This window comes from Colwellia sp. 75C3, assembly GCF_002836255.1.
In the GTDB taxonomy this organism is placed as follows: domain Bacteria; phylum Pseudomonadota; class Gammaproteobacteria; order Enterobacterales; family Alteromonadaceae; genus Colwellia.
Window position 1 is genome coordinate 214,535 of the sequence record NZ_PJAU01000031.1, and the last position, 19,373, is coordinate 233,907.

Annotated in this window: 21 protein-coding genes; all 21 read left to right on the plus strand. The window is 38.3% G+C overall.

Annotation, left to right across the window (positions count from 1 at the left end; all coding sequences use genetic code 11):
• Window positions 1-109: 109 nt before the first annotated feature.
• The 21 genes from CXF85_RS01050 (at window position 110) to nqrM (ending at window position 19,333) form a co-directional block, all read left to right on the plus strand.
• Window positions 110-991: an ABC transporter ATP-binding protein gene (locus tag CXF85_RS01050; RefSeq protein ID WP_101226662.1), complete on the plus strand. Its 882-nt coding sequence runs from the start codon at window positions 110-112 to the stop codon at window positions 989-991.
• Window positions 992-1,023: 32 nt separating this feature from the next.
• Window positions 1,024-2,055, plus strand: a complete 1,032-nt coding sequence (locus CXF85_RS01055; RefSeq protein WP_101226663.1) for an ABC transporter permease — start codon at window positions 1,024-1,026, stop codon at window positions 2,053-2,055.
• A 241-nt stretch (window positions 2,056-2,296) separates the two neighbouring features.
• Window positions 2,297-3,415, plus strand: a complete 1,119-nt coding sequence (locus tag CXF85_RS01060; RefSeq protein ID WP_198555437.1) for a beta-ketoacyl-ACP synthase III — start codon at window positions 2,297-2,299, stop codon at window positions 3,413-3,415.
• Window positions 3,416-3,592: 177 nt separating this feature from the next.
• Window positions 3,593-4,267 carry a hypothetical protein gene (locus CXF85_RS01065; RefSeq protein WP_101226664.1) on the plus strand — a complete coding sequence of 225 codons (675 nt, stop codon included), beginning with the start codon at window positions 3,593-3,595 and terminating at the stop codon, window positions 4,265-4,267.
• Window positions 4,268-4,350: 83 nt separating this feature from the next.
• Window positions 4,351-4,650 carry a cell division protein FtsB gene (ftsB, locus tag CXF85_RS01070; RefSeq protein ID WP_101226665.1) on the plus strand — a complete coding sequence of 100 codons (300 nt, stop codon included), beginning with the start codon at window positions 4,351-4,353 and terminating at the stop codon, window positions 4,648-4,650.
• 23 nt (window positions 4,651-4,673) lie between these two features.
• Window positions 4,674-5,423 carry a 2-C-methyl-D-erythritol 4-phosphate cytidylyltransferase gene (ispD, locus tag CXF85_RS01075; protein WP_101226666.1) on the plus strand — a complete coding sequence of 250 codons (750 nt, stop codon included), beginning with the start codon at window positions 4,674-4,676 and terminating at the stop codon, window positions 5,421-5,423.
• A gap of 9 nt (window positions 5,424-5,432) precedes the next feature.
• On the plus strand, window positions 5,433-5,945 hold the full coding sequence (gene ispF, locus CXF85_RS01080; RefSeq protein ID WP_101226667.1) for a 2-C-methyl-D-erythritol 2,4-cyclodiphosphate synthase: 513 nt from the start codon (window positions 5,433-5,435) through the stop codon (window positions 5,943-5,945).
• A 66-nt stretch (window positions 5,946-6,011) separates the two neighbouring features.
• On the plus strand, window positions 6,012-7,115 hold the full coding sequence (gene truD / locus CXF85_RS01085) for a tRNA pseudouridine(13) synthase TruD (protein WP_101226668.1): 1,104 nt from the start codon (window positions 6,012-6,014) through the stop codon (window positions 7,113-7,115).
• 30 nt (window positions 7,116-7,145) lie between these two features.
• Window positions 7,146-7,901, plus strand: a complete 756-nt coding sequence (gene surE, locus CXF85_RS01090) for a 5'/3'-nucleotidase SurE (protein ID WP_101226851.1) — start codon at window positions 7,146-7,148, stop codon at window positions 7,899-7,901.
• A gap of 18 nt (window positions 7,902-7,919) precedes the next feature.
• Window positions 7,920-8,570 carry a protein-L-isoaspartate(D-aspartate) O-methyltransferase gene (locus CXF85_RS01095; RefSeq protein ID WP_101226669.1) on the plus strand — a complete coding sequence of 217 codons (651 nt, stop codon included), beginning with the start codon at window positions 7,920-7,922 and terminating at the stop codon, window positions 8,568-8,570.
• Window positions 8,570-9,148: a YqaA family protein gene (locus CXF85_RS01100; RefSeq protein ID WP_101226670.1), complete on the plus strand. Its 579-nt coding sequence runs from the start codon at window positions 8,570-8,572 to the stop codon at window positions 9,146-9,148. Before CXF85_RS01095 ends, CXF85_RS01100 begins: the two co-directional genes overlap by 1 nt.
• Before the next feature lie 85 nt (window positions 9,149-9,233).
• Window positions 9,234-10,109, plus strand: coding sequence for a peptidoglycan DD-metalloendopeptidase family protein (locus CXF85_RS01105; protein ID WP_101226671.1), 876 nt, complete (start codon window positions 9,234-9,236; stop codon window positions 10,107-10,109).
• A gap of 113 nt (window positions 10,110-10,222) precedes the next feature.
• The gene (gene rpoS / locus CXF85_RS01110) at window positions 10,223-11,113 is read left to right on the plus strand and encodes an RNA polymerase sigma factor RpoS (RefSeq protein ID WP_101226672.1); all 891 of its coding nucleotides are present in this window, start codon (window positions 10,223-10,225) and stop codon (window positions 11,111-11,113) included.
• 677 nt (window positions 11,114-11,790) lie between these two features.
• On the plus strand, window positions 11,791-13,128 hold the full coding sequence (locus CXF85_RS01115; RefSeq protein ID WP_101226673.1) for a Na(+)-translocating NADH-quinone reductase subunit A: 1,338 nt from the start codon (window positions 11,791-11,793) through the stop codon (window positions 13,126-13,128).
• 2 nt (window positions 13,129-13,130) lie between these two features.
• Window positions 13,131-14,333, plus strand: a complete 1,203-nt coding sequence (locus CXF85_RS01120; protein ID WP_101226674.1) for an NADH:ubiquinone reductase (Na(+)-transporting) subunit B — start codon at window positions 13,131-13,133, stop codon at window positions 14,331-14,333.
• A complete protein-coding gene (locus CXF85_RS01125; RefSeq protein WP_101226675.1) occupies window positions 14,326-15,096 on the plus strand; it encodes a Na(+)-translocating NADH-quinone reductase subunit C in 771 nt (256 codons plus the stop codon). Before CXF85_RS01120 ends, CXF85_RS01125 begins: the two co-directional genes overlap by 8 nt.
• The gene (locus tag CXF85_RS01130) at window positions 15,096-15,719 is read left to right on the plus strand and encodes an NADH:ubiquinone reductase (Na(+)-transporting) subunit D (RefSeq protein WP_101226676.1); all 624 of its coding nucleotides are present in this window, start codon (window positions 15,096-15,098) and stop codon (window positions 15,717-15,719) included. Before CXF85_RS01125 ends, CXF85_RS01130 begins: the two co-directional genes overlap by 1 nt.
• Before the next feature lie 4 nt (window positions 15,720-15,723).
• Window positions 15,724-16,347: an NADH:ubiquinone reductase (Na(+)-transporting) subunit E gene (gene nqrE, locus CXF85_RS01135; RefSeq protein WP_101226677.1), complete on the plus strand. Its 624-nt coding sequence runs from the start codon at window positions 15,724-15,726 to the stop codon at window positions 16,345-16,347.
• Window positions 16,348-16,411: 64 nt separating this feature from the next.
• On the plus strand, window positions 16,412-17,635 hold the full coding sequence (gene nqrF, locus CXF85_RS01140; RefSeq protein WP_101226678.1) for an NADH:ubiquinone reductase (Na(+)-transporting) subunit F: 1,224 nt from the start codon (window positions 16,412-16,414) through the stop codon (window positions 17,633-17,635).
• A gap of 362 nt (window positions 17,636-17,997) precedes the next feature.
• On the plus strand, window positions 17,998-19,017 hold the full coding sequence (locus tag CXF85_RS01145; RefSeq protein ID WP_101226679.1) for an FAD:protein FMN transferase: 1,020 nt from the start codon (window positions 17,998-18,000) through the stop codon (window positions 19,015-19,017).
• Between the two features lie 85 nt (window positions 19,018-19,102).
• On the plus strand, window positions 19,103-19,333 hold the full coding sequence (gene nqrM, locus CXF85_RS01150) for a (Na+)-NQR maturation NqrM (protein WP_101226680.1): 231 nt from the start codon (window positions 19,103-19,105) through the stop codon (window positions 19,331-19,333).
• Window positions 19,334-19,373 lie beyond the last annotated feature (40 nt).

Here is a 19,373-nt window from a genome sequence, read left to right on the forward strand (position 1 = left end):
TACCGTTTGTGGCTTGTGATAAAGAAATGAGAGTGAATGTTATTTTGTATTACTCATGCTCATTAATCAGTACACTAAATATCGGTATCGAATAATAAAGGACGAGTATATGAACGCAGCTGTAAGCGTACAGTCACTTTGCAAAAATTATAAAGATCTCTGCGCAGTTGATAATGTGAGCTTTGCAGTACAGCAAGGCCATTGTTTTGGATTACTCGGGCCTAATGGCGCAGGGAAAACGACTACCATTGAAATTATGGAAGGTATTATAAGCCCGACATCAGGTCATGTGCTTTATCAAGGGCAGCAGGTAGATAGTCAGATATCCCAGCAAATAGGTATTCAGTTTCAGCATACCGCCTTACAAGATTATTTAACGGTTAAAGAAACGCTCAACTTATTTGCTTCTTTTTATCAAAATACGTTACCTCAAGCACAATTAATCGAGCTATGTGATTTAAATGAGTTTTTAGACCGTGATAACCGCTTGCTTTCGGGCGGGCAAAGACAACGGTTGCTGCTTGCTTTAGCCTTGATAAATGATCCTAAAATCATCTTCCTTGATGAGCCAACAACAGGTTTAGACCCTCATGCCCGCCGAAATTTCTGGCAACTTATTAAAAATATTAAAGCACAAAATAAAACGGTTATTTTAACGACTCATTATATGGATGAAGCGGAGCAGCTTTGTGATGATATTGTCATTATGGATCAAGGGAAGATAATTGAAGCCGGTACACCTCACCAACTATTAACAAAACATTTTGAAGATGTTTTTATCTACTTACCACTGGCGCAGGTGTCGAAGGAGCTGATAAAAGAGCATGGTTGGAATAAATTAGCTGATCGCATTGAAATAGCCAGTAAAAACGTAGAGAAAACCTTGACCCTATTGATGAGGCATAATGTTTCTCTTGAAGGCTTACATGTTAAGTCAGCTAACCTTGATGATTTATTTATGAAGCTAACAGGCCATTCATTACAGGCATAGCTGTAGTTGTACTTTACATTTTAGGAAGAAATATGAATTTCAAACGTTTTTTTGCCGTGTTTAAAGCTAGAAATATTGAATTTTTTCGTGATAGATCCGCACTTGGCTGGAATTTGATTTTTCCCGTTTTATTATTAGTCGGTTTTTCGTTTATCTTTTCGGGAGACGGGCGTCCAGCCTATAAAATTGGTTTACTTGTTGAGCAAGGACAAAAGGAAAGTGCGGCACAAATAACACTTAGGCAATTACGTTTTATTGATTTTATTGATTATAGTGATCTTGCTATCGCTAAAGAAAAAATTAGCCGGCACAGCCTTGATTTATTGGTTGATTATAGTGCTCAACGCTATTGGGTGAATGAAGAGTCACCAAAAAGTTATCTCGTTGAAAAAATATTTCTCGGTCAACAGCTTGGCCAACAACCAGTTTTTACGCGTTTACAAAGCAGCGGCAAAAGCATCCGTTATGTTGATTGGGTATTACCGGGCATATTGGGTATGAATATGATGTTCAGTTGCCTATTTGGCGTTGGTTATGTCATCGTGAGATATCGAAAAAATTCAGTGTTAAAACGTTTGAAAGCAACACCATTATCTTCATTCGAATTTATTTCTGCGCAATTATTATCACGGCTGTTTATTGTGATGTTTATGTCAACGGTCGTTTATGGTGGCTGTAATCTGTTTTTCGATTTTTTTATGCTGGGAAGTTACCTCGATCTATTCATTATTGGCGCATTAGGGGCTTTTTGTTTAATTAGCCTAGGACTACTCGTGGCAAGTCGTAGTAAAAGCGAAGAGCTTATTGGCGGTCTATTGAATTTAACTTCTTGGCCTATGATGATGCTTTCAGGTGTTTGGTTTAGTTTGGAAGGTGCCCCTGAAGGTTTAAAATTATTGGCAAACTTTATGCCTTTAACCCATTTAGTTGCTGGCGCAAGAGCGGTTATTACCGAGGGGGCAACACTGGGTGATATTAGCTTTCATGTTAATGTTTTATTGTTGATGAGTACTATCTTTTTAGTATTAGGCGCCTATTTGTTCAGTTGGAATACCGAGAGATAGACATTTATTACGATAAATAGTGCCTTGGAGCAATGGATACTTCCAAGTAAATAAAATTGAAATCATTATATTGTGGTGTAGTATTACTATTATAAACAGGCAAGTAGAGTAATACTTTTGAGAGGTTTACGCTATTATCTGCGGTTGTGGTAATAGCATGGTCATACCAGTATACTTGTTTTGAATACGTCGTTGTCACCTAGATACAATGACATTTACCCCTTATTTTAAGAGACCTATTATGTCCGTAGTGATTAGTGGAACTGGCTTGTACACTCCAACGCAGAGCATCTCCAATGATGAGTTAGTACATTGTTTTAACCAATACGTAGAGAAATTCAACCTGACCAATAGTCAGGCTATTCAAGATGGCGAGGTAACTGCGTTATCTCCTTCAGATAGTAGTTTTATTGAAAAAGCCTCTGGTATTAAAAGTCGCTATGTCATGGATAAAGATAGCATCCTAAATGTTGATATTATGTCACCACGCTATGTAGAACGTGGTAACGACGAACTCTCTATGCAGGCAGAAATAGGCGTCGCTGCTGCTAAAGAAGCGATGTTAGCGGCTAATAAAACCCCTGCGGATATTGATCTTGTTATTGTTGCTTGTGCTTATACACAGCGTTCTTATCCTGCGATGGCGATTGAAATACAACATGCCCTTGGTTGTGGCGGTTGGGGTTTTGACATGTTAGTTGCTTGCTCTGCGGCGACTTTTGGCATCATTAATGCCGCTAATGCTATTAGAAGTGGCACAGCAAAAACAGTATTGGTGATTAACCCTGAAATATTATCACCACAAATTAATTACCGAGATAGAGACAGTCATTTTATTTTTGGCGATGTAGCAACGGCTTCTATCATTGAAGATGAAAGTACAGCCAATGCTGAGCATGTTTTTAAAATAATCAGTGAACAACCAATGACCAGTTTCTCAAATAATATTCGCAGTAATATTGGTTATATGAATAACTGTAGCCCCGATAATGCTGATGATATTGATAAGTTCTTTATCCAGCAGGGGCGAAAAGTCTTTAAAGAAGTATTGCCTATGGTCTCTCAATTGATTACCAGTGAAATGGCAAAAATGGAACTGGGTGCTGATGATATTAAGCGATTATATTTACATCAAGCTAATATCAACATGAATAATTTTATTGCTAAAAAAGTACTTGGAAGAGAGCCAGATAGCGATGAAGCACCTATTATATTAGATGAATATGCAAATACGAGTTCAGCAGGTTGTATTATCGCTTTACACAAAAATAAACAGGGCTTAGTGTCGGGAGATAAAAGTGTCTTGTGCTCTTTTGGTGCCGGATATTCAGCCTGTTGTTTGTTATTGGAATACGTTTAAAGTAGGGCTTATGTAATACCAATTACAATAAGTTTTTGATCTTGTTGTGCATAGGGATAATAAATCAGGGCAAGGCGCTCGATTGAGCAATAGCTTGCTATTGGGATTGAGAGCAACGCAGATATGGATTATTTTAACCAGCACAAGTGAGCAATAATTTAATGGAGTTGGTATAAAATGTCGCAATCTAACCTTTGGCAAATACACACTGAAACAGGCGATTTTGCAGAACTTTGCAATGGCCTTTATCAGCGCGAAGTGAGTATTATTGCCAAAGGGAATTTTGCAAATACGCAGGCTGTACAGGCTAGATTAGAAAGTTTATCTTACTACATAACCCTTACCGCACACGCTATGATACGCGTCATCGAACTTGGGCAATCACCATTGCTGTTGGATACGCATAATGCTAGTTGGTCAGCCAAGCAAAGTAAAAATATGCCTTGGTCTCATAAAGAAACGGGTCAAGAAACTTGTCTAGAAACAAACCAAGAATGGGCCAATACAATCAACTGGTATTTACAAGAAGACATCTATGTTGGTCTTGTTGTTCCCGTGTTGTTAGTTGATCACATTATTATTGATTGCATTGACCGTATCGATCTTGATAAGCAAAAGATAAGAACTAATGTTGGCGGTTGGTTTTCGTTAACAGCAGACGACTTAATGAATAATGGTCAGCGAGTAAATAAACGTCTGCTTCAACCCAATAAAAAAATAATGACTTCAGCTTGTACTGGTCATCGCTGGCAAGGTAACAGTAAGCAAATCCCTATTATTCCAACGCTGAGAGAGTTGTTACTATCTTGCTCTATTAATTGGAAAAACTTCAAAAAACCGTTAGCTATATAACTCTGCCGATAGATAGGTATAATAACGCTCATAATCTCGTTTTATTCTGCACTTTGCATTCTTTATTTATTACTTAGGTTGTCATGCGCGTATTCACTGCAATTTTGCTGATTCTATTAATATTACTTCAATACCGACTTTGGTTTGGTAAAAATAGTGTGCCTGATTATCTCGTTCTGAAAGAGAATGTTGTTCGCCAGCAAAGTGCCAATGAAAAATTACAGCAAAGAAACAAGTTACTTTTTGCTGACACTGATGATTTGAAATTAGGACTTGAGGCGATTGAAGAACGTGCTCGAAATGAGTTAGGTATGATAAAAGACAATGAAACATTTTTCCGTCTTATCCCTAAAGAAAGCAATACACGTAATATAAATAATTAGATGAAAAGCAAGGTAACTTCTTAATGGAGTCAGCACAAAAATTTATTGCTATTGTCCCCGCCGCAGGTGTGGGGAAACGTATGCAAGCAAATTGTCCCAAACAATACCTCTGTATCAATAATGAAACCATTTTATCGCATACAGTGACAAGGCTGTTAAGTCATCCTTTAATCAACCAAGTTATTATTGCTTTAGGAAGTGATGATCAATACTTTGCTGAATCTAAATTAGCGCATCATAAAGACATCATTCGTGTAAATGGAGGCATTGAGCGTGTTAACTCAGTACTCAATGGTTTAAAAGCGGTCGATGACAAAAAGTACCCATGGGTACTAGTACATGATGCGGCGCGACCTTGTGTCAGTCATGACGATATCGATAAGTTGATTTATCAATGTTTAGCGAATGATCATGGCGGAATATTAGCGACACCTGTTCGAGATACCATGAAACGTGGTGTGTTTTCTAATGATAATGCTAAAGGTAACGCTCCAGGGAATGTCAAAGGCGAGAATAGTACTATCGAGTGCACGGTTGAACGAGAGCAGTTATGGCATGCGCTAACACCACAGTTATATAAAACGGATGAGCTTACCCTTGCCATAGAACAGGCGCTGGTAAATGGTTTAAAGATAACCGATGAAGCTTCAGCCATTGAATATGCTAACTTGCCTAGTTTATTAGTATCAGCAAGTAGTGAAAATATAAAAATAACTCATCCGAATGATTTAGCATTGGCTGAATTTTATTTAAATAAGCAAGCAAACAGCTAGGACAACAAAATGCGTATAGGTCATGGTTTTGATGTACATAAATTTGGTGGCGAAGGCCCTTTAGTGCTCGGTGGAGTAGATATACCGTTTGAACAGGGGTTTATTGCTCACTCAGATGGAGATGTCGCTATTCATGCGCTTTGTGACGCTATTTTAGGTGCGTTATGTTTAGCTGATATTGGCAATCATTTCCCTGATACCGATGGCCAATATGAAAATATTTCTAGTCGAATTTTATTGCGTCATGTGGTGTCGTTAATGACAGATAAAGGTTTTCAACTAGGCAATGCAGATATTACCGTGGTAGCACAAGCACCCAAAATGGCTCCTCACTTATTAGCTATGCGTACTTGTTTAAGTGAAGACTTAAAAACAACGATTGATCAAGTCAATGTTAAAGCCACCACCACAGAAAAACTAGGATATACCGGACGAAAAGAAGGGGTAGCAGTACATGCTGTCGTTTTATTAACAGCGATAGAGCAACCTTTGTCTTCTATTGAAGAGATTCAAAATATTTAGTGGGCTTTATTACCCCTATTTGCCTTTATAGCTAGCCCATTACCGAAATAAAAGAAGATTAATAACATGCCAACAAAACAAGCTTACTTGCACGGAAAACCTGAATCCTCTGGTTTATTACGTAGCCAAATCAGTGATTTTAACGTTATTGAAGTACTCCCCTTTTTACCCTGCGGTGAAGGTGAACATTTATTTGTTCATATTCGAAAAACAGGCGCTAATACTTTATTTGTTGCTCGAGAGCTGGCTAAATATTTCAACGTGAAAGAACAACTTGTCTCTTATGCTGGCTTAAAAGATCGCTTCGCGGTTACGGAACAGTGGTTTGGTGTGCATGTTCCAGGTAAGCAAGAATATGACTTAGGTGACTTGAATATTGAAGGCGTAGAAATACTGTCATACAAACGACACAATAAAAAATTACGTACAGGTGCATTATCAGGTAACCGCTTCGAACTTATCTTACGTGAAGTAACTGCAATTAAGGCGTTTACAGAACGCTGGCAAAAAATTGTTGAACAAGGTGTGCCTAATTATTTTGGCGAGCAACGTTTTGGTATTGGCGGTGGCAACATTGAACGTGCTTTATCTTTATTTTCAGGTCAAAAAGTAAAAGATAAGAAAAAACGTGGCATCTACTTATCGGCAGCCCGCTCTCATATTTTTAACAGTGTGCTTAATGAACGTATTGAGCAGCAACGTTTTGATGAAGTTGCTGTTGGCGATGTGTTAATGCTGGCGGGTACACAATCGGTGTTTCATCTTGATGAAGTAGATAGCACCATTGAACAGCGTCTTATTGATAAAGATGTTGATATAACAGCACCTATGTGGGGAGCTGGTGAATTAATGACTAGCAATGAACCCTTGGCATTAGAGCAAGCAATAGCTGAAAAAAATCAAGCGTTTTGCGAAGGTCTACCACGCTTTGGTTTAAAACAAGAGCGACGTCGCATTCGTTTAACGGTTAGCGATACCGACCTTGAATTATTGACAGCAACAGAAGGCTCAGTACAAGAAGGAAAGAACGCAGTAAAGATTAGTTTCTTTTTACCGCCAGGTAGCTACGCCACGACAGTTTTACGTGAGTTATTGAATTATCAGGACATGACAACGCGTGTTGATAAAAGAGAAATAACTGCAACCCCGGATGAGCAGGAATCGGCATAAATCATGGATGAGCAAAGCTTGACGAGTCAAATGAAAATATTATTGAGCAATGATGATGGTGTACACGCATTAGGGATTAAAGTACTTTTTGATGAACTCGCTAAGCATTTTTCGGTAAACGTAGTTGCTCCTGATCGAAATTGTAGCGGTGCTAGTAACTCTTTAACATTACTTAACCCATTACGCGCAGAACAATTGGATAATGGTTTTGTCTCTGTTAATGGTACACCGACAGATTCAGTACACCTAGGGATTAGTCAGCTCTTTACGGATTGTGACTTAGTTGTTGCAGGCATCAATAAAGGCGCTAATTTAGGTGATGATACCTTGTATTCCGGCACCGTAGCAGCGGCAACTGAAGGTCGCCATATGGGCATGCCTGCTATTGCGGTATCTTTAGCGGGTAAAAATGAGCAACATTATCAAACGGCAGCTATTGTAACCGCAAAAATAATCCAACGCCTACGTACTCATCCATTACCCGCGGATCAGATTTTAAATATTAATGTACCCGATATTCCCCTAGCTGAACTTAAAGGGATAAAGGTAACGCGGTTGGGTCACCGTCACAAAGCTGAAAGTATGCAAAAAATGCAAGACCCATGGCAGCGTGATATTTATTGGTATGGCTTGTTAGGACAAGAACTTGATGGGGGAGAGGGGACTGACTTCCATGCGGTTGCTAATGGCTATGCGTCGGTAACACCATTAACCGTTGATATGACGGCGCACCGTAGTATAGAAAATATTAAAAGTTGGCTGTCAGAGCTCAACTTATCAGATTAAATTGGATGGATTCTTATGATGTCTAGTCGCATAGGCGGAAAATCAAAGCGCAGTGGCGAATTGCTAGCGCAAAAGTTACAAAATGAAGGAATAGCTAACACTGCCGTATTACAGGCAATCGCTCATTCACCTCGACATATATTTGTGCCTGAAATATTGGCACATAAAGCCTATGACAACACCGCCTTGCCTATTGGACAAGGTCAAACAATTTCTCAGCCATATATTGTTGCCAAGATGTCTGAGTTATTATTAGCTAATGGTCGCCCCAAAAATATATTGGAAATAGGCACAGGCTCGGGTTATCAAACCTCTATTTTAGCGCAGTTAACTGATAAAGTTTTTTCAGTTGAGCGAATCAAAGCATTACAATGGCAAGCGAAACGTTGTTTACGTGCTATGGAATTACACAATGTGTCTATGAAACATGGCGATGGTTGGCTAGGGTGGCAAAGTAAAGGGCCATTTGAAGCCATTATAGTGACCGCCGCTCCATCAAGTGTTCCTCCTGCCTTATTAGAGCAACTAGCCGACGGCGGGCGTTTAATTATCCCCGTTGGAGAACAAACACAAATTTTAAAGATTATTACTCGTCAGGGTGATGTTTTTAACGAACAACAAGTAGAAGCCGTGCGCTTTGTACCTTTAATATCCGGAGATTTATTGTAGTGAAAATTTTTTCTAGTCTTTACCTGTGGACTTTACGTTGGGCGGAACATCAATTTGCGCCACGTTTTTTAGCTGCACTTACCTTTGCCGAGTCTATCTTTTTTCCTATCCCACCTGACGTCCTACTTGCTCCTATGGTATTAGCAAAACCAGAAAAGGCATGGTATTTTGCTAGTTTAACCACTATTGCTTCTATTTTAGGGGGAGCCGTTGGTTATTGGCTTGGCTATTTAATGTTTGAACCTTGGATTCAACCACTTATTACCGATTTTGGTTATCAAGAGCGATTTAATACTGCCATTGGTTGGTTTAATGAGTGGGGTGTATGGGTGGTTTTTATTGCCGGGTTTTCGCCAATACCTTATAAGTTATTTACGGTAAGTGCAGGCTTTTTACATATGGCTTTTTTACCCTTTTTTATCGCTTCAGCGATAGGTCGAGGGCTACGTTTTTTCTTGGTTGCAGGGCTTATTAAATGGGGTGGCAGTCCAATGGAGAAAAAAATTCGTCAGTGGGTTGATGTTTTAGGATGGGGTATTGTTGTCGCCATCATTATAGCTTATTTCGCCTTACGCTAGGTTGGTTTTTTATTCGGTTTATGTGCATAACTAGTTGTTTCGTCAGTATGGAAAAAGCCATGATTCCTCCTCCTGGGGAATTGTCATGAGTTTTTTTTGTACCGCTAAATATACACTTGTCTTCTTTATATTCGCTATGACTCTTTTTTCTTGTAGTAGTCGGAATACCCCTGCTCCTGTGTCAAATATCAACAGTGTCACCGTATTGGGGGAGCGAAATAGAGATACTATTAAATCTTCTCAATATACTGTTAAGAAAGGGGAAACTCTCTATTCAATTGCTTGGCGTTCGAATTCCGATGTTAGGAAAATAGCTAAGCTGAATAGTATCGCCTCACCTTATCGAATTTACCCCGGACAAAAATTAATTTTAGTTGTAGCGAAGGTTCAAAAATCGACGAAAGCAAGTAAGGACAAGGTATCGCATAAAAATTCGACTAAAAGCTCTACCGTGAGCAACAAAAATAGTCAAAAGAATACACTTGCATCTACTAAAAAGCAGGCGTATGGTGAAAATGTAAGCGCACAAAAATCATACCAAAACAGCACATTAGAATTGGAAAAGTCATCTGACAAATTTTCACAAAAAATTAGTCAATGGCAATGGCCAGTTAAAGGCAAAGTTGTTGAGTATTTTTCGAACCGCGCACAAGGTAATAAAGGAATTGATATAACTGGCCGTCGTGGCACTAAAATTAGGTCTACGGCAAAAGGTAAAGTGGTATATGCAGGTAGTGCTCTTCGGGGCTACGGTAAGCTCATTATTATAAAACATAACGATGATTACCTCAGTGCTTATGCTCACAATGATCGCATTCTTGTTAAAGAGCAGCAGCAAATTAGCAGAGGCGATATTATTTCCACTATGGGAGACACTGAAGCCAACAAAGTTATGCTTCACTTTGAAATACGCTTTCGAGGGAAATCAGTTAATCCTTTAAAATATTTACCAAAAAAGTAATGCTATAAAATAATAGCAATAAATAATAAACCTTAAGATAAAGACTAAAACAATCGGAGTTATCGTGAATATTTAAATACTAAAAATAAGCTTTGCAAATTTGGGAGAATAGCATGGTAAAATTAAAAGAAGAAAAAGATACTGTTGAATCAAAGGAAGATGTACCGTCAAATTTAGACGCTACACAGATTTATTTAAGCGAAATCGGTTTTTCACCGTTATTAACCGCTGAAGAAGAAGTATATTTCTCACGCTTAGCCCTTAAAGGGGATGAGCCATCACGAAAGCGTATGATCGAAAGTAATCTACGTTTAGTTGTCAAAATCGCCAGACGTTATAATAATCGAGGCCTACCTCTACTAGATTTAATTGAAGAAGGTAACTTAGGTTTAATTAGAGCGGTTGAAAAATTCGATCCTGAACGAGGATTTCGCTTCTCAACATATGCTACTTGGTGGATAAGACAGACTATTGAACGGGCAATAATGAATCAAACCCGTACTATTCGATTACCCATACATGTTGTTAAAGAACTTAATATTTATTTACGCGCTTCGCGTGAACTTATTCAAAAACTCGATCACGAGCCTACCTCAGAAGATATAGCACAGCACTTAGATAGACCTGTCGCTGACGTTAATAAGATGTTGAGATTAAATGAACGTATTGCTTCCGTAGATACCCCTTTTGCAGGCGACTCAGATAAAGCTTTATTGGATGTCATTGCCGATGAAAAAAATACCGGTCCTGAAAGTGATTTACAATCAGAAGATATGAGTAATAATATTATACATTGGTTGAATGAGCTGAATAGCAAGCAAAGAGAAGTGTTGGCAAGACGTTTTGGTTTACTTGGTTATGAAGCAGCAACGTTAGAGAATGTAGGTAGTGAAATTGGATTGACACGCGAACGTGTTCGTCAAATTCAAGTTGAAGCATTAAAACGTTTACGAGATATTTTATCTCAACAAAACTTATCAATAGAGGCTATTTTTCAAGCCTAACTGAGAATATAAGGCAGTGAGCTAAGTTTCATTTTATTTACAGTAAACTAGCTAATTTTACCTTAAACAAAAAAACAGCAATGTAATATTGCTGTTTTTTTATGCCTAAAATTTAAGCCGGCGAGGTAGTTCTTACTAATTAAAGCCATTCATACAGGGGGTGTATGCCAACAGAGGAACTCGGTGCCCAATGTTAAGTCCATAATATATATGGTTAAATATCATATTATTAATGACCTAAAACAGGGGGGTAATTATTATTTACCTTAAATAATACCAGTTCAAAGCACAATACAATCAAGTGAAATTCTCAATTTACGAACTGATGATGGAAGTAGGATTCTGTTAGCATGACTAAATTATCAGCAAAAGCTACGCAAAAGATACATTTATAGACTAAATTGTAATGAAAAATATCGAATGCCCGTAGAATAAAAAGGTCATTTTATGGTACTATCGCGCCAGAAAATTTTAACTTAGAGCCAGTGGGTCTTTTTAGTTAGTGGCAACACTAAAATTAATTCTTCACTGAAATACACTGAAATAGGTGACTTAACTTTTATCTAATTGATATTTATGCTTTTACTTCATGTTTACATGAGTTAACGCAGTTGATATTCATTAGATAAAGTAACGAACTGATTTTTATACTCCCATCAAAAGTAGTGCAAGTGTTTATGATTACAATAAAGAAAGGCTTGGATGTTCCTGTACAAGGTGCTCCCCAGCAGGTAATCCATGATGGTCCGTCCATCAAAACCGTTGCAACACTCGGTGAAGAGTTTGTGGGTATGCGTCCAACCATGTTTGTTAAAGTGGGTGAACGTGTAAAAAAAGGTCAAGCGATTTTTGAAGATAAAAAAAATCCTGGCGTTAAATTCACAGCTCAAGCTGCCGGTGTTGTTAAAGAAATTAACCGTGGTGAAAAACGTGTTTTACAATCTGTTGTTATCGATGTTGATGGCTACGATCAAGAAACGTTTACTGCTTATCCAGCAACTGAATTAGCTTCTATAACACGTGAAAACGTTGTTAAGAACTTAGTCGATTCAGGTTTATGGACGGCATTTAGAACCCGCCCATTCAGCAAAGTTCCTGCCATTGATAGTGCACCTGCTGCGATTTTTGTTAGCGCAATGGATACTAATCCATTAGCTGCCAATCCAGAAATTATTATTAATGAGCAAAGTGAAGCGTTTAAAAATGGTTTAACCATTTTATCTCGTTTAACTACTGGTGAAGTATTTGTTAGCAAAGCGCCAGGGGCTAATATCCCTGTAGATAGCAATGCTACAGTTACAGAATTTGCTGGTAAGCATCCTGCAGGACTTGTAGGAACGCATATCCACTTCTTAAAATCAGCAAGTGCCGAAAGATTTGTTTGGCATGTTGGTTATCAAGATGTTATCGCCTTTGCTAAGTTATTCGTAACTGGTGAGCTTGATAATAACCGTGTTATTTCACTTGCTGGCCCTGCGGCTACTAACCCACGTTTAATACGTACGGTATTAGGTGCAAGTACTGCTGAGTTATCAGCAGGCGAAACGATTGATGGTGAATTACGTGTTGTTTCTGGCTCATTATTAATGGGTTCAACTGCTACCGCTGTTCATGGTTACTTAGGTCGTTATAACGTACAAATATCATTAGTTCTTGAAGGTCGTGAAAAAGAATTTATTGGTTACATGTACCCAGGTCCTAATAAATTCTCTGTAACTCGTGCTTATATGTCGCACTTTTTCCCGAGTAAGTTATTTAATATGACTACGACAACTAACGGTAGTTCACGTGCCATGGTGCCAATTGGTAACTTTGAACGTGTTATGCCTTTAGATATTTTACCTACCTTATTTTTACGCGATATTTGTTCTGGTGATACCGACGGCGCGCAACAACTAGGTGCCTTAGAGCTAGACGAAGAAGATTTAGCACTGTGTACATTTGTTTGCCCAGGCAAAACAGATTACGGTGTAATTCTTCGTGATTGCCTAACCACAATCGAAAAGGAAGGTTAGTCATGGGCTTGAAAAAGTTTATTGAAGATATTGAACCGCATTTTGAAAAAGGCGGCAAACATGAGAAGTGGTTTGCACTTTATGAAGCTGTTGCTACCGGTTTATTCACGCCAGGTTATGTGAATAAAGGTAAAACGCATCTTCGTGATAGCATCGATTTAAAACGTATCATGATCACTGTATGGCTTGCTGTTTTCCCAGCCATGTTTTTTGGTATGTATAACATTGGTTATCAAGCTGTAGATGCTTTAGCCGCTGGTTATGCTTTACCACAGTCTTGGCAAGTTGATTTGTTCAGCTTATTAGGAGGCTCATTAACGGCTAGCTCAGGCTTGTTTGATATGGTTTTCTATGGTGCTATGTTCTTCCTACCTATATATGCCGTTACCTTTATTGTTGGTGGTTTTTGGGAAGTATTGTTTGCTGCTGTTCGTAAGCATGAAGTGAATGAAGGTTTCTTCGTTTCCTCTATCTTATTCGCACTTATCCTACCGGCTAGTATTCCTTTATGGCAAGTTGCCATTGGTATTACTTTTGGTATCGTGATTGCTAAAGAAATCTTTGGTGGTACAGGTAAAAACTTCTTAAACCCAGCATTAGCGGGTCGTGCGTTTTTATTCTTTGCTTATCCAGCTCAAATTTCTGGTGATGCTGTTTGGGTTGCTGCTGACGGCTTCTCTGGCGCAACTATGCTTAGCTCTGCAGGCCAAGGACTTGTTGATTATTCAATGAATGCTGACTGGTGGAACGCTTTCTGGGGTTTCATTCCTGGTTCTGTTGGTGAAGTTTCTACGTTTGCTATTCTACTTGGTGGCGCATATATCCTTTATAAAGGTATTGCTTCATGGCGCATCGTTTTAGGTGTATTTGGCGGCATGGTTGCAACATCATTATTATTTAACGTAATCGGCAGTGATACTAACCATTTATTTGCTATGCCTTGGCATTGGCACTTAGTTATTGGTGGTTTTGCCTTTGGTATGATGTTTATGGCAACAGACCCTGTTTCTGCATCATTTACTAACACAGGTAAATACTGGTTTGGTGCCTTAGTTGGTATCATGGTTGTATTAGTACGTGTAGTAAACCCTGCTTTTCCTGAAGGCATGATGTTAGCTATCTTATTTGCTAACTTGTTTGCGCCATTGTTTGACTACTTCGTAGTTAAAGGCAACATAAAACGGAGGCTTGCACGTAATGTCTAGTAAGAAAGAAACATTCGGTGGAACGGTTGGCTTTGTACTAGCTGTTTGTGTTGTTTGTGCGTTGTTAGTATCTTTTTCTGCAGTGCAGTTAAAGCCATTACAAAAAGCAAACAAATTACTTGATCAACAAACTAAAATTCTTGAGGCTTCTGGTCTTTTAGAAAAAGCCGGCAAAGACGTTGTTAAAACTTATAACGAATTTGTTGTTGCACGTATGATTGATCTTGATTCAGGCGAATTTATTGAAGGTGATGTAATCAACTTTGATGAACGTCGTAATTCACGTGATAAAGCATTATCAATTAAACCTGAAAGCGATTTAGCCGGTATCAACCGTCGTTCTAATACGGCCGTTGTATACTTGGTTAAAGACGAAACAGGTGTAATTGACACTGTTGTTTTACCAATCGTTGGTTCTGGTTTATGGGACTTGATGTATGGTTATGTTGGCTTAGAGTCTGACTTAAACACAGTGAAAAGTGTTATTTATTCTGATCATAAAGAAACTCCTGGGTTAGGTGCTGAAGTACTTAACCCTAAATGGAAAGCTTTATGGCCAGGTAAGAAAATATATAACGATGCTGGTGAAGTAAAAGCTAAGCTTGTTAAAGGTGGCGCTAAAGCTAATGATATTCACGGTGTGGATGCGTTATCTGGTGCAACGTTGACAAGTAACGGCGTTACTCACACATTACAGTTTTGGTTTGGTAAAGAAGGTTATAAGACCTTTATTACTAAATATCGTGCAGAAGGGGTTAAATAATGTCTTCAGATGCTAAAAAAGTATTAACGGGTCCTATTGTAGATAATAACCCGATTGCATTACAAGTACTGGGTATTTGTTCAGCACTTGCTGTAACAAGTTCTATGGCTAATGCGTTAGTAATGAGCTTAGCGGTTATATTCGTAACAGCATTTTCTAACTTGTTTATTTCAATTATTCGTAACCATATCCCATCAAGTGTACGTATTATCGTGCAGATGGCGATTATTGCGTCTTTAGTAATTGTTGTTGACCAAGTATTAAAAGCGTTCTCTTATCAGTTATCTAAAGAATTAGCCGTGTTTGTAGGTCTAATCATTACTAACTGTATTGTTATGGGGCGTGCTGAAGCTTTTGCTATGAAAGAAAAGCCTGTAGTAAGCTTTTTAGATGGTATCGGTAACGGATTAGGTTACGGCGCTATCTTAATGTTAGTTGCCTTTTTCCGCGAGTTACTTGGTTTTGGTACTTTATTCGGTATTGAAATTTTACCATTAGTTCAAAACGATGGTTGGTATCAAGCGAATGGTTTATTAGTATTACCATTTAGTTCATTCTTCGTTATTGGTTTAATCATTTGGGCTATTCGCCAATGGAAACCAGAACAAGTAGAGAAGGATTAATAGCATGGAACATTATATTTCATTATTAGTTAAAGCTATTTTTATTGAAAACATCGCTTTAATGTTTTTCCTAGGTATGTGTACTTTCCTAGCTGTATCGAAAAAAGTTGATACGGCTATTGGTTTAGGTGTTGCCGTTGTTGTTGTACTTGGTTTAGCTGTTCCAATGAACCAAGTTATATACCAAGCAATATTAGCACCAGGTGCGCTTGATGCTGTATTAGGTATTACCGATCCAAATGAATCGATTGACTTAAGCTTCCTGTCTTTTATTACCTTTATCGGTGTAATCGCAGCCTTAGTTCAAATCTTGGAAATGGTTCTAGACAAATACTTCCCTGCGCTTTATCAAGCATTAGGGATTTTCTTACCGTTGATTACTGTAAACTGTGCAATTTTTGGTGCCGTGTCTTTCATGGTAGCGAAAAACCTAACATTTGGTGAAAGTGTTGTTTACGGAATTGGCTCTGGTATCGGTTGGGCACTTGCTATTGTTTTATTAGCAGGTTTGCGCGAAAAGATGAAATACTCTGACGTACCAGATGGTTTGAAAGGTTTAGGAATTACATTTATTACTGCAGGTTTGATGGCTTTTGGCTTCTTATCTTTCGGTGGTATTTCCCTATAAGTTTGGTCGGTGTAGTACGGATTAAGTCGTATTACACCCTTAGAGAAGTTTAAGGAAAAAGTCGATGGAAATAATTCTCGGCGTATCGATGTTTACTACAATCGTTATTCTTTTAGTATTAGTGATTTTATTTGCTAAATCTAAATTAGTATCAAGTGGTGAAGTAACGATTAGCATAAATGGCGATCCGGCAAAGGCAGTGAAAACTGCTGCGGGTGGCAAATTATTAGGTGCATTAGCTGATCAAGGGATTTTTATTCCTTCAGCATGTGGCGGCGGTGGTACTTGTGGCCAATGTCGTGTTGATGTGCATTCAGGTGGTGGCGATATTCTTCCTACGGAAGAAGGTCACATCAATAAACGTGAAGCTAAAACTGGCTGTCGTTTAGCGTGTCAAGTTGCTGTTAAGCAGGACATGGACATTGTAGTTGAAGATGAAATCTTTGGTGTTCAACAATGGGAATGTGAAGTTATCTCTAACGATAACAAAGCAACTTTCATTAAAGAACTGAAACTACAAATTCCAAATGGTGAATCAGTACCGTTTAAAGCGGGTGGTTATATTCAAATTGAAGCACCAGCTCATCATGTTAAATACAGTGATTTTGATATTGATGAACAGTACCGTGGCGATTGGAAACATTTTGGTTTCTTCGACGTAGAGTCAAAAGTAGACACAGATACATTACGTGCTTACTCAATGGCTAACTACCCAGAAGAAGCTGGCATTATTATGCTTAACGTACGTATTGCTACGCCTCCTCCTGGACGTTTGCATTTACCAGCGGGTAAAATGTCATCATTTATTTTCAGTCTTAAAGCTGGCGATAAAGTAACTATTTCTGGTCCATTTGGTGAATTCTTCGCTAAAGAAACTGATAATGAAATGGTATTTATTGGTGGTGGTGCTGGTATGGCGCCAATGCGTTCACATATCTTTGATCAACTTAAGCGTTTGAACTCTAAACGTAAGATGAGCTTCTGGTATGGTGCACGTTCTAAGCGTGAAATGTTCTATGAAGATGATTATAACGGCTTAGCGGCTGATAATGATAACTTCCAATGGCATGTTGCTTTATCTGATCCACAACCTGAAGACAATTGGGATGGTTTAACTGGTTTCATTCATAATGTTCTTTTCCAAGAATACTTGAAAGACCATGAAGCACCTGAAGATTGTGAATACTACATGTGTGGTCCTCCAATGATGAACCAAGCAGTTATCGGTATGCTTAAAGATCTTGGTGTAGAAGACGAAAATATAATGCTAGATGACTTCGGTGGCTAATTGTTTATTTTAATTTGCCTTTTACCTTAATTTCGTCGTCGGCTGTGCTCATTGACTAGCGTCAACACTGCGCAGCCTTCTTGAACTAAAGGTAATATTCAGCGTTAAAATTTAAACAATAATGTATCGAATGTGCATTTGAAATAAAGACGACTTCGGTCGTCTTTATTCTTTATGTATTATCCAACAGTTACTTAGGTGTGACATTGATACATTTGATTTAACTCGCTCCCCCCAAACCGTCATCTTCGAAGTATCTTGTCGAAGATCCAGTTTTACTTTAATTGTCATGTATAGTTTTTATTATTTATGTGAGCCTATTTTTTAAATAGGCTCACATAAATAATAATTTGGAACCACTTATGAACAAAATGAAACTAGCGTTGTTAGTGACTTTGGTGTTGGCACTGTCTGCTTGCTTCCCAAGTAATAATACTGACAAAGAAGAAATATTATTACAAGGTCGCACGATGGGCACGACCTATAATATTAAAGTTGTTGGCAGTAAAGAGCAGGTTGAAGCGCTTAACTTGCAAGATAAAATTGATGCGGTGTTAAAGCAAGTTAACCAAGAGATGTCGACTTATATTAAAACTTCAGAAATATCGACGTTCAATCAATCTACCTCAACCGAATCTATTGAAGTTTCACCTGGTTTTGCTCGCGTACTTAAAGAGTCAATTCGCCTTGGTCAGTTAAGTGAAGGTAAGCTTGATGTTACCGTTGGGCCATTAGTAAACTTATGGGGATTTGGTCCTGAACAGCGTCCTGATAAAGTCCCTAGTGATGAGTTATTAGCGGCGACTAAAAAACGTGTAGGTTTGCAACACTTAGTACTAGAAGGCAATCTGCTTTCTAAAAAAATACCAGACTTATATATCGACTTATCCACTACAGCTAAAGGCTATGGTGTCGACGTTGTTGCAGAGTTAATTGAAAAGAATGGCATAACTAACTATTTAGTCGAAATAGGAGGAGAGTTACGTTTAAAGGGCTTTAAAAGTACGGGTGAATTATGGGCTATTGCTGTTGAAAAGCCTTTGACTAATGAACGCAGCGTGCAAGAAGTGATTATCCCTAGAGATAATGCAGTTGCGACCTCAGGTGATTATCGAATTTATTTTGAAGCTGATGGTCAGCGTTTTTCTCATATTATTGACCCCGCTACAGGTAAGCCAATCAATCATAAGTTAGTATCCGTTACAGTGATTCACCCATCATCTATGACGGCTGATGGCTTGTCGACCACTTTGATGGTTATGGGTATGGAAAAAGGAATGGCTTTTGCGGTTAAAAATAATCTCGCAGCTTTGTTTATTTCTAAGACCGAAAATGGCTTTGATGAGCAATTTACGGTAAAATTCAGACAATACTTAAAGTAATAGTGTCGTGTAGATATTTAGTGCAATGTTCTTGTCCCGAGCATTGGCTGTTTCTAGTTAAATAAGTAAGTTGAGAGCAAACATTATGATGATTTTCTTTATTACCTTTGGTTTTTTCCTTCTCGTAGGTACTGCTATGGCTGTAGGATATATTTTCCAGAACAGAACCCTCGCGGGTAGTTGCGGTGGTTTAGCAAGCGTTGGCATTGATAAAGAATGTAACTGCGATAATCCGTGTGAAAAGCGTCAAGAGCGTGAGAAAAAATCTGCTCTTGAAGATAACTTAAAAAATAGAATAGATGTAACAAACTTATAATTCGATGTTTATTAACTATCTTACTTGCAGTAAGTAGAGT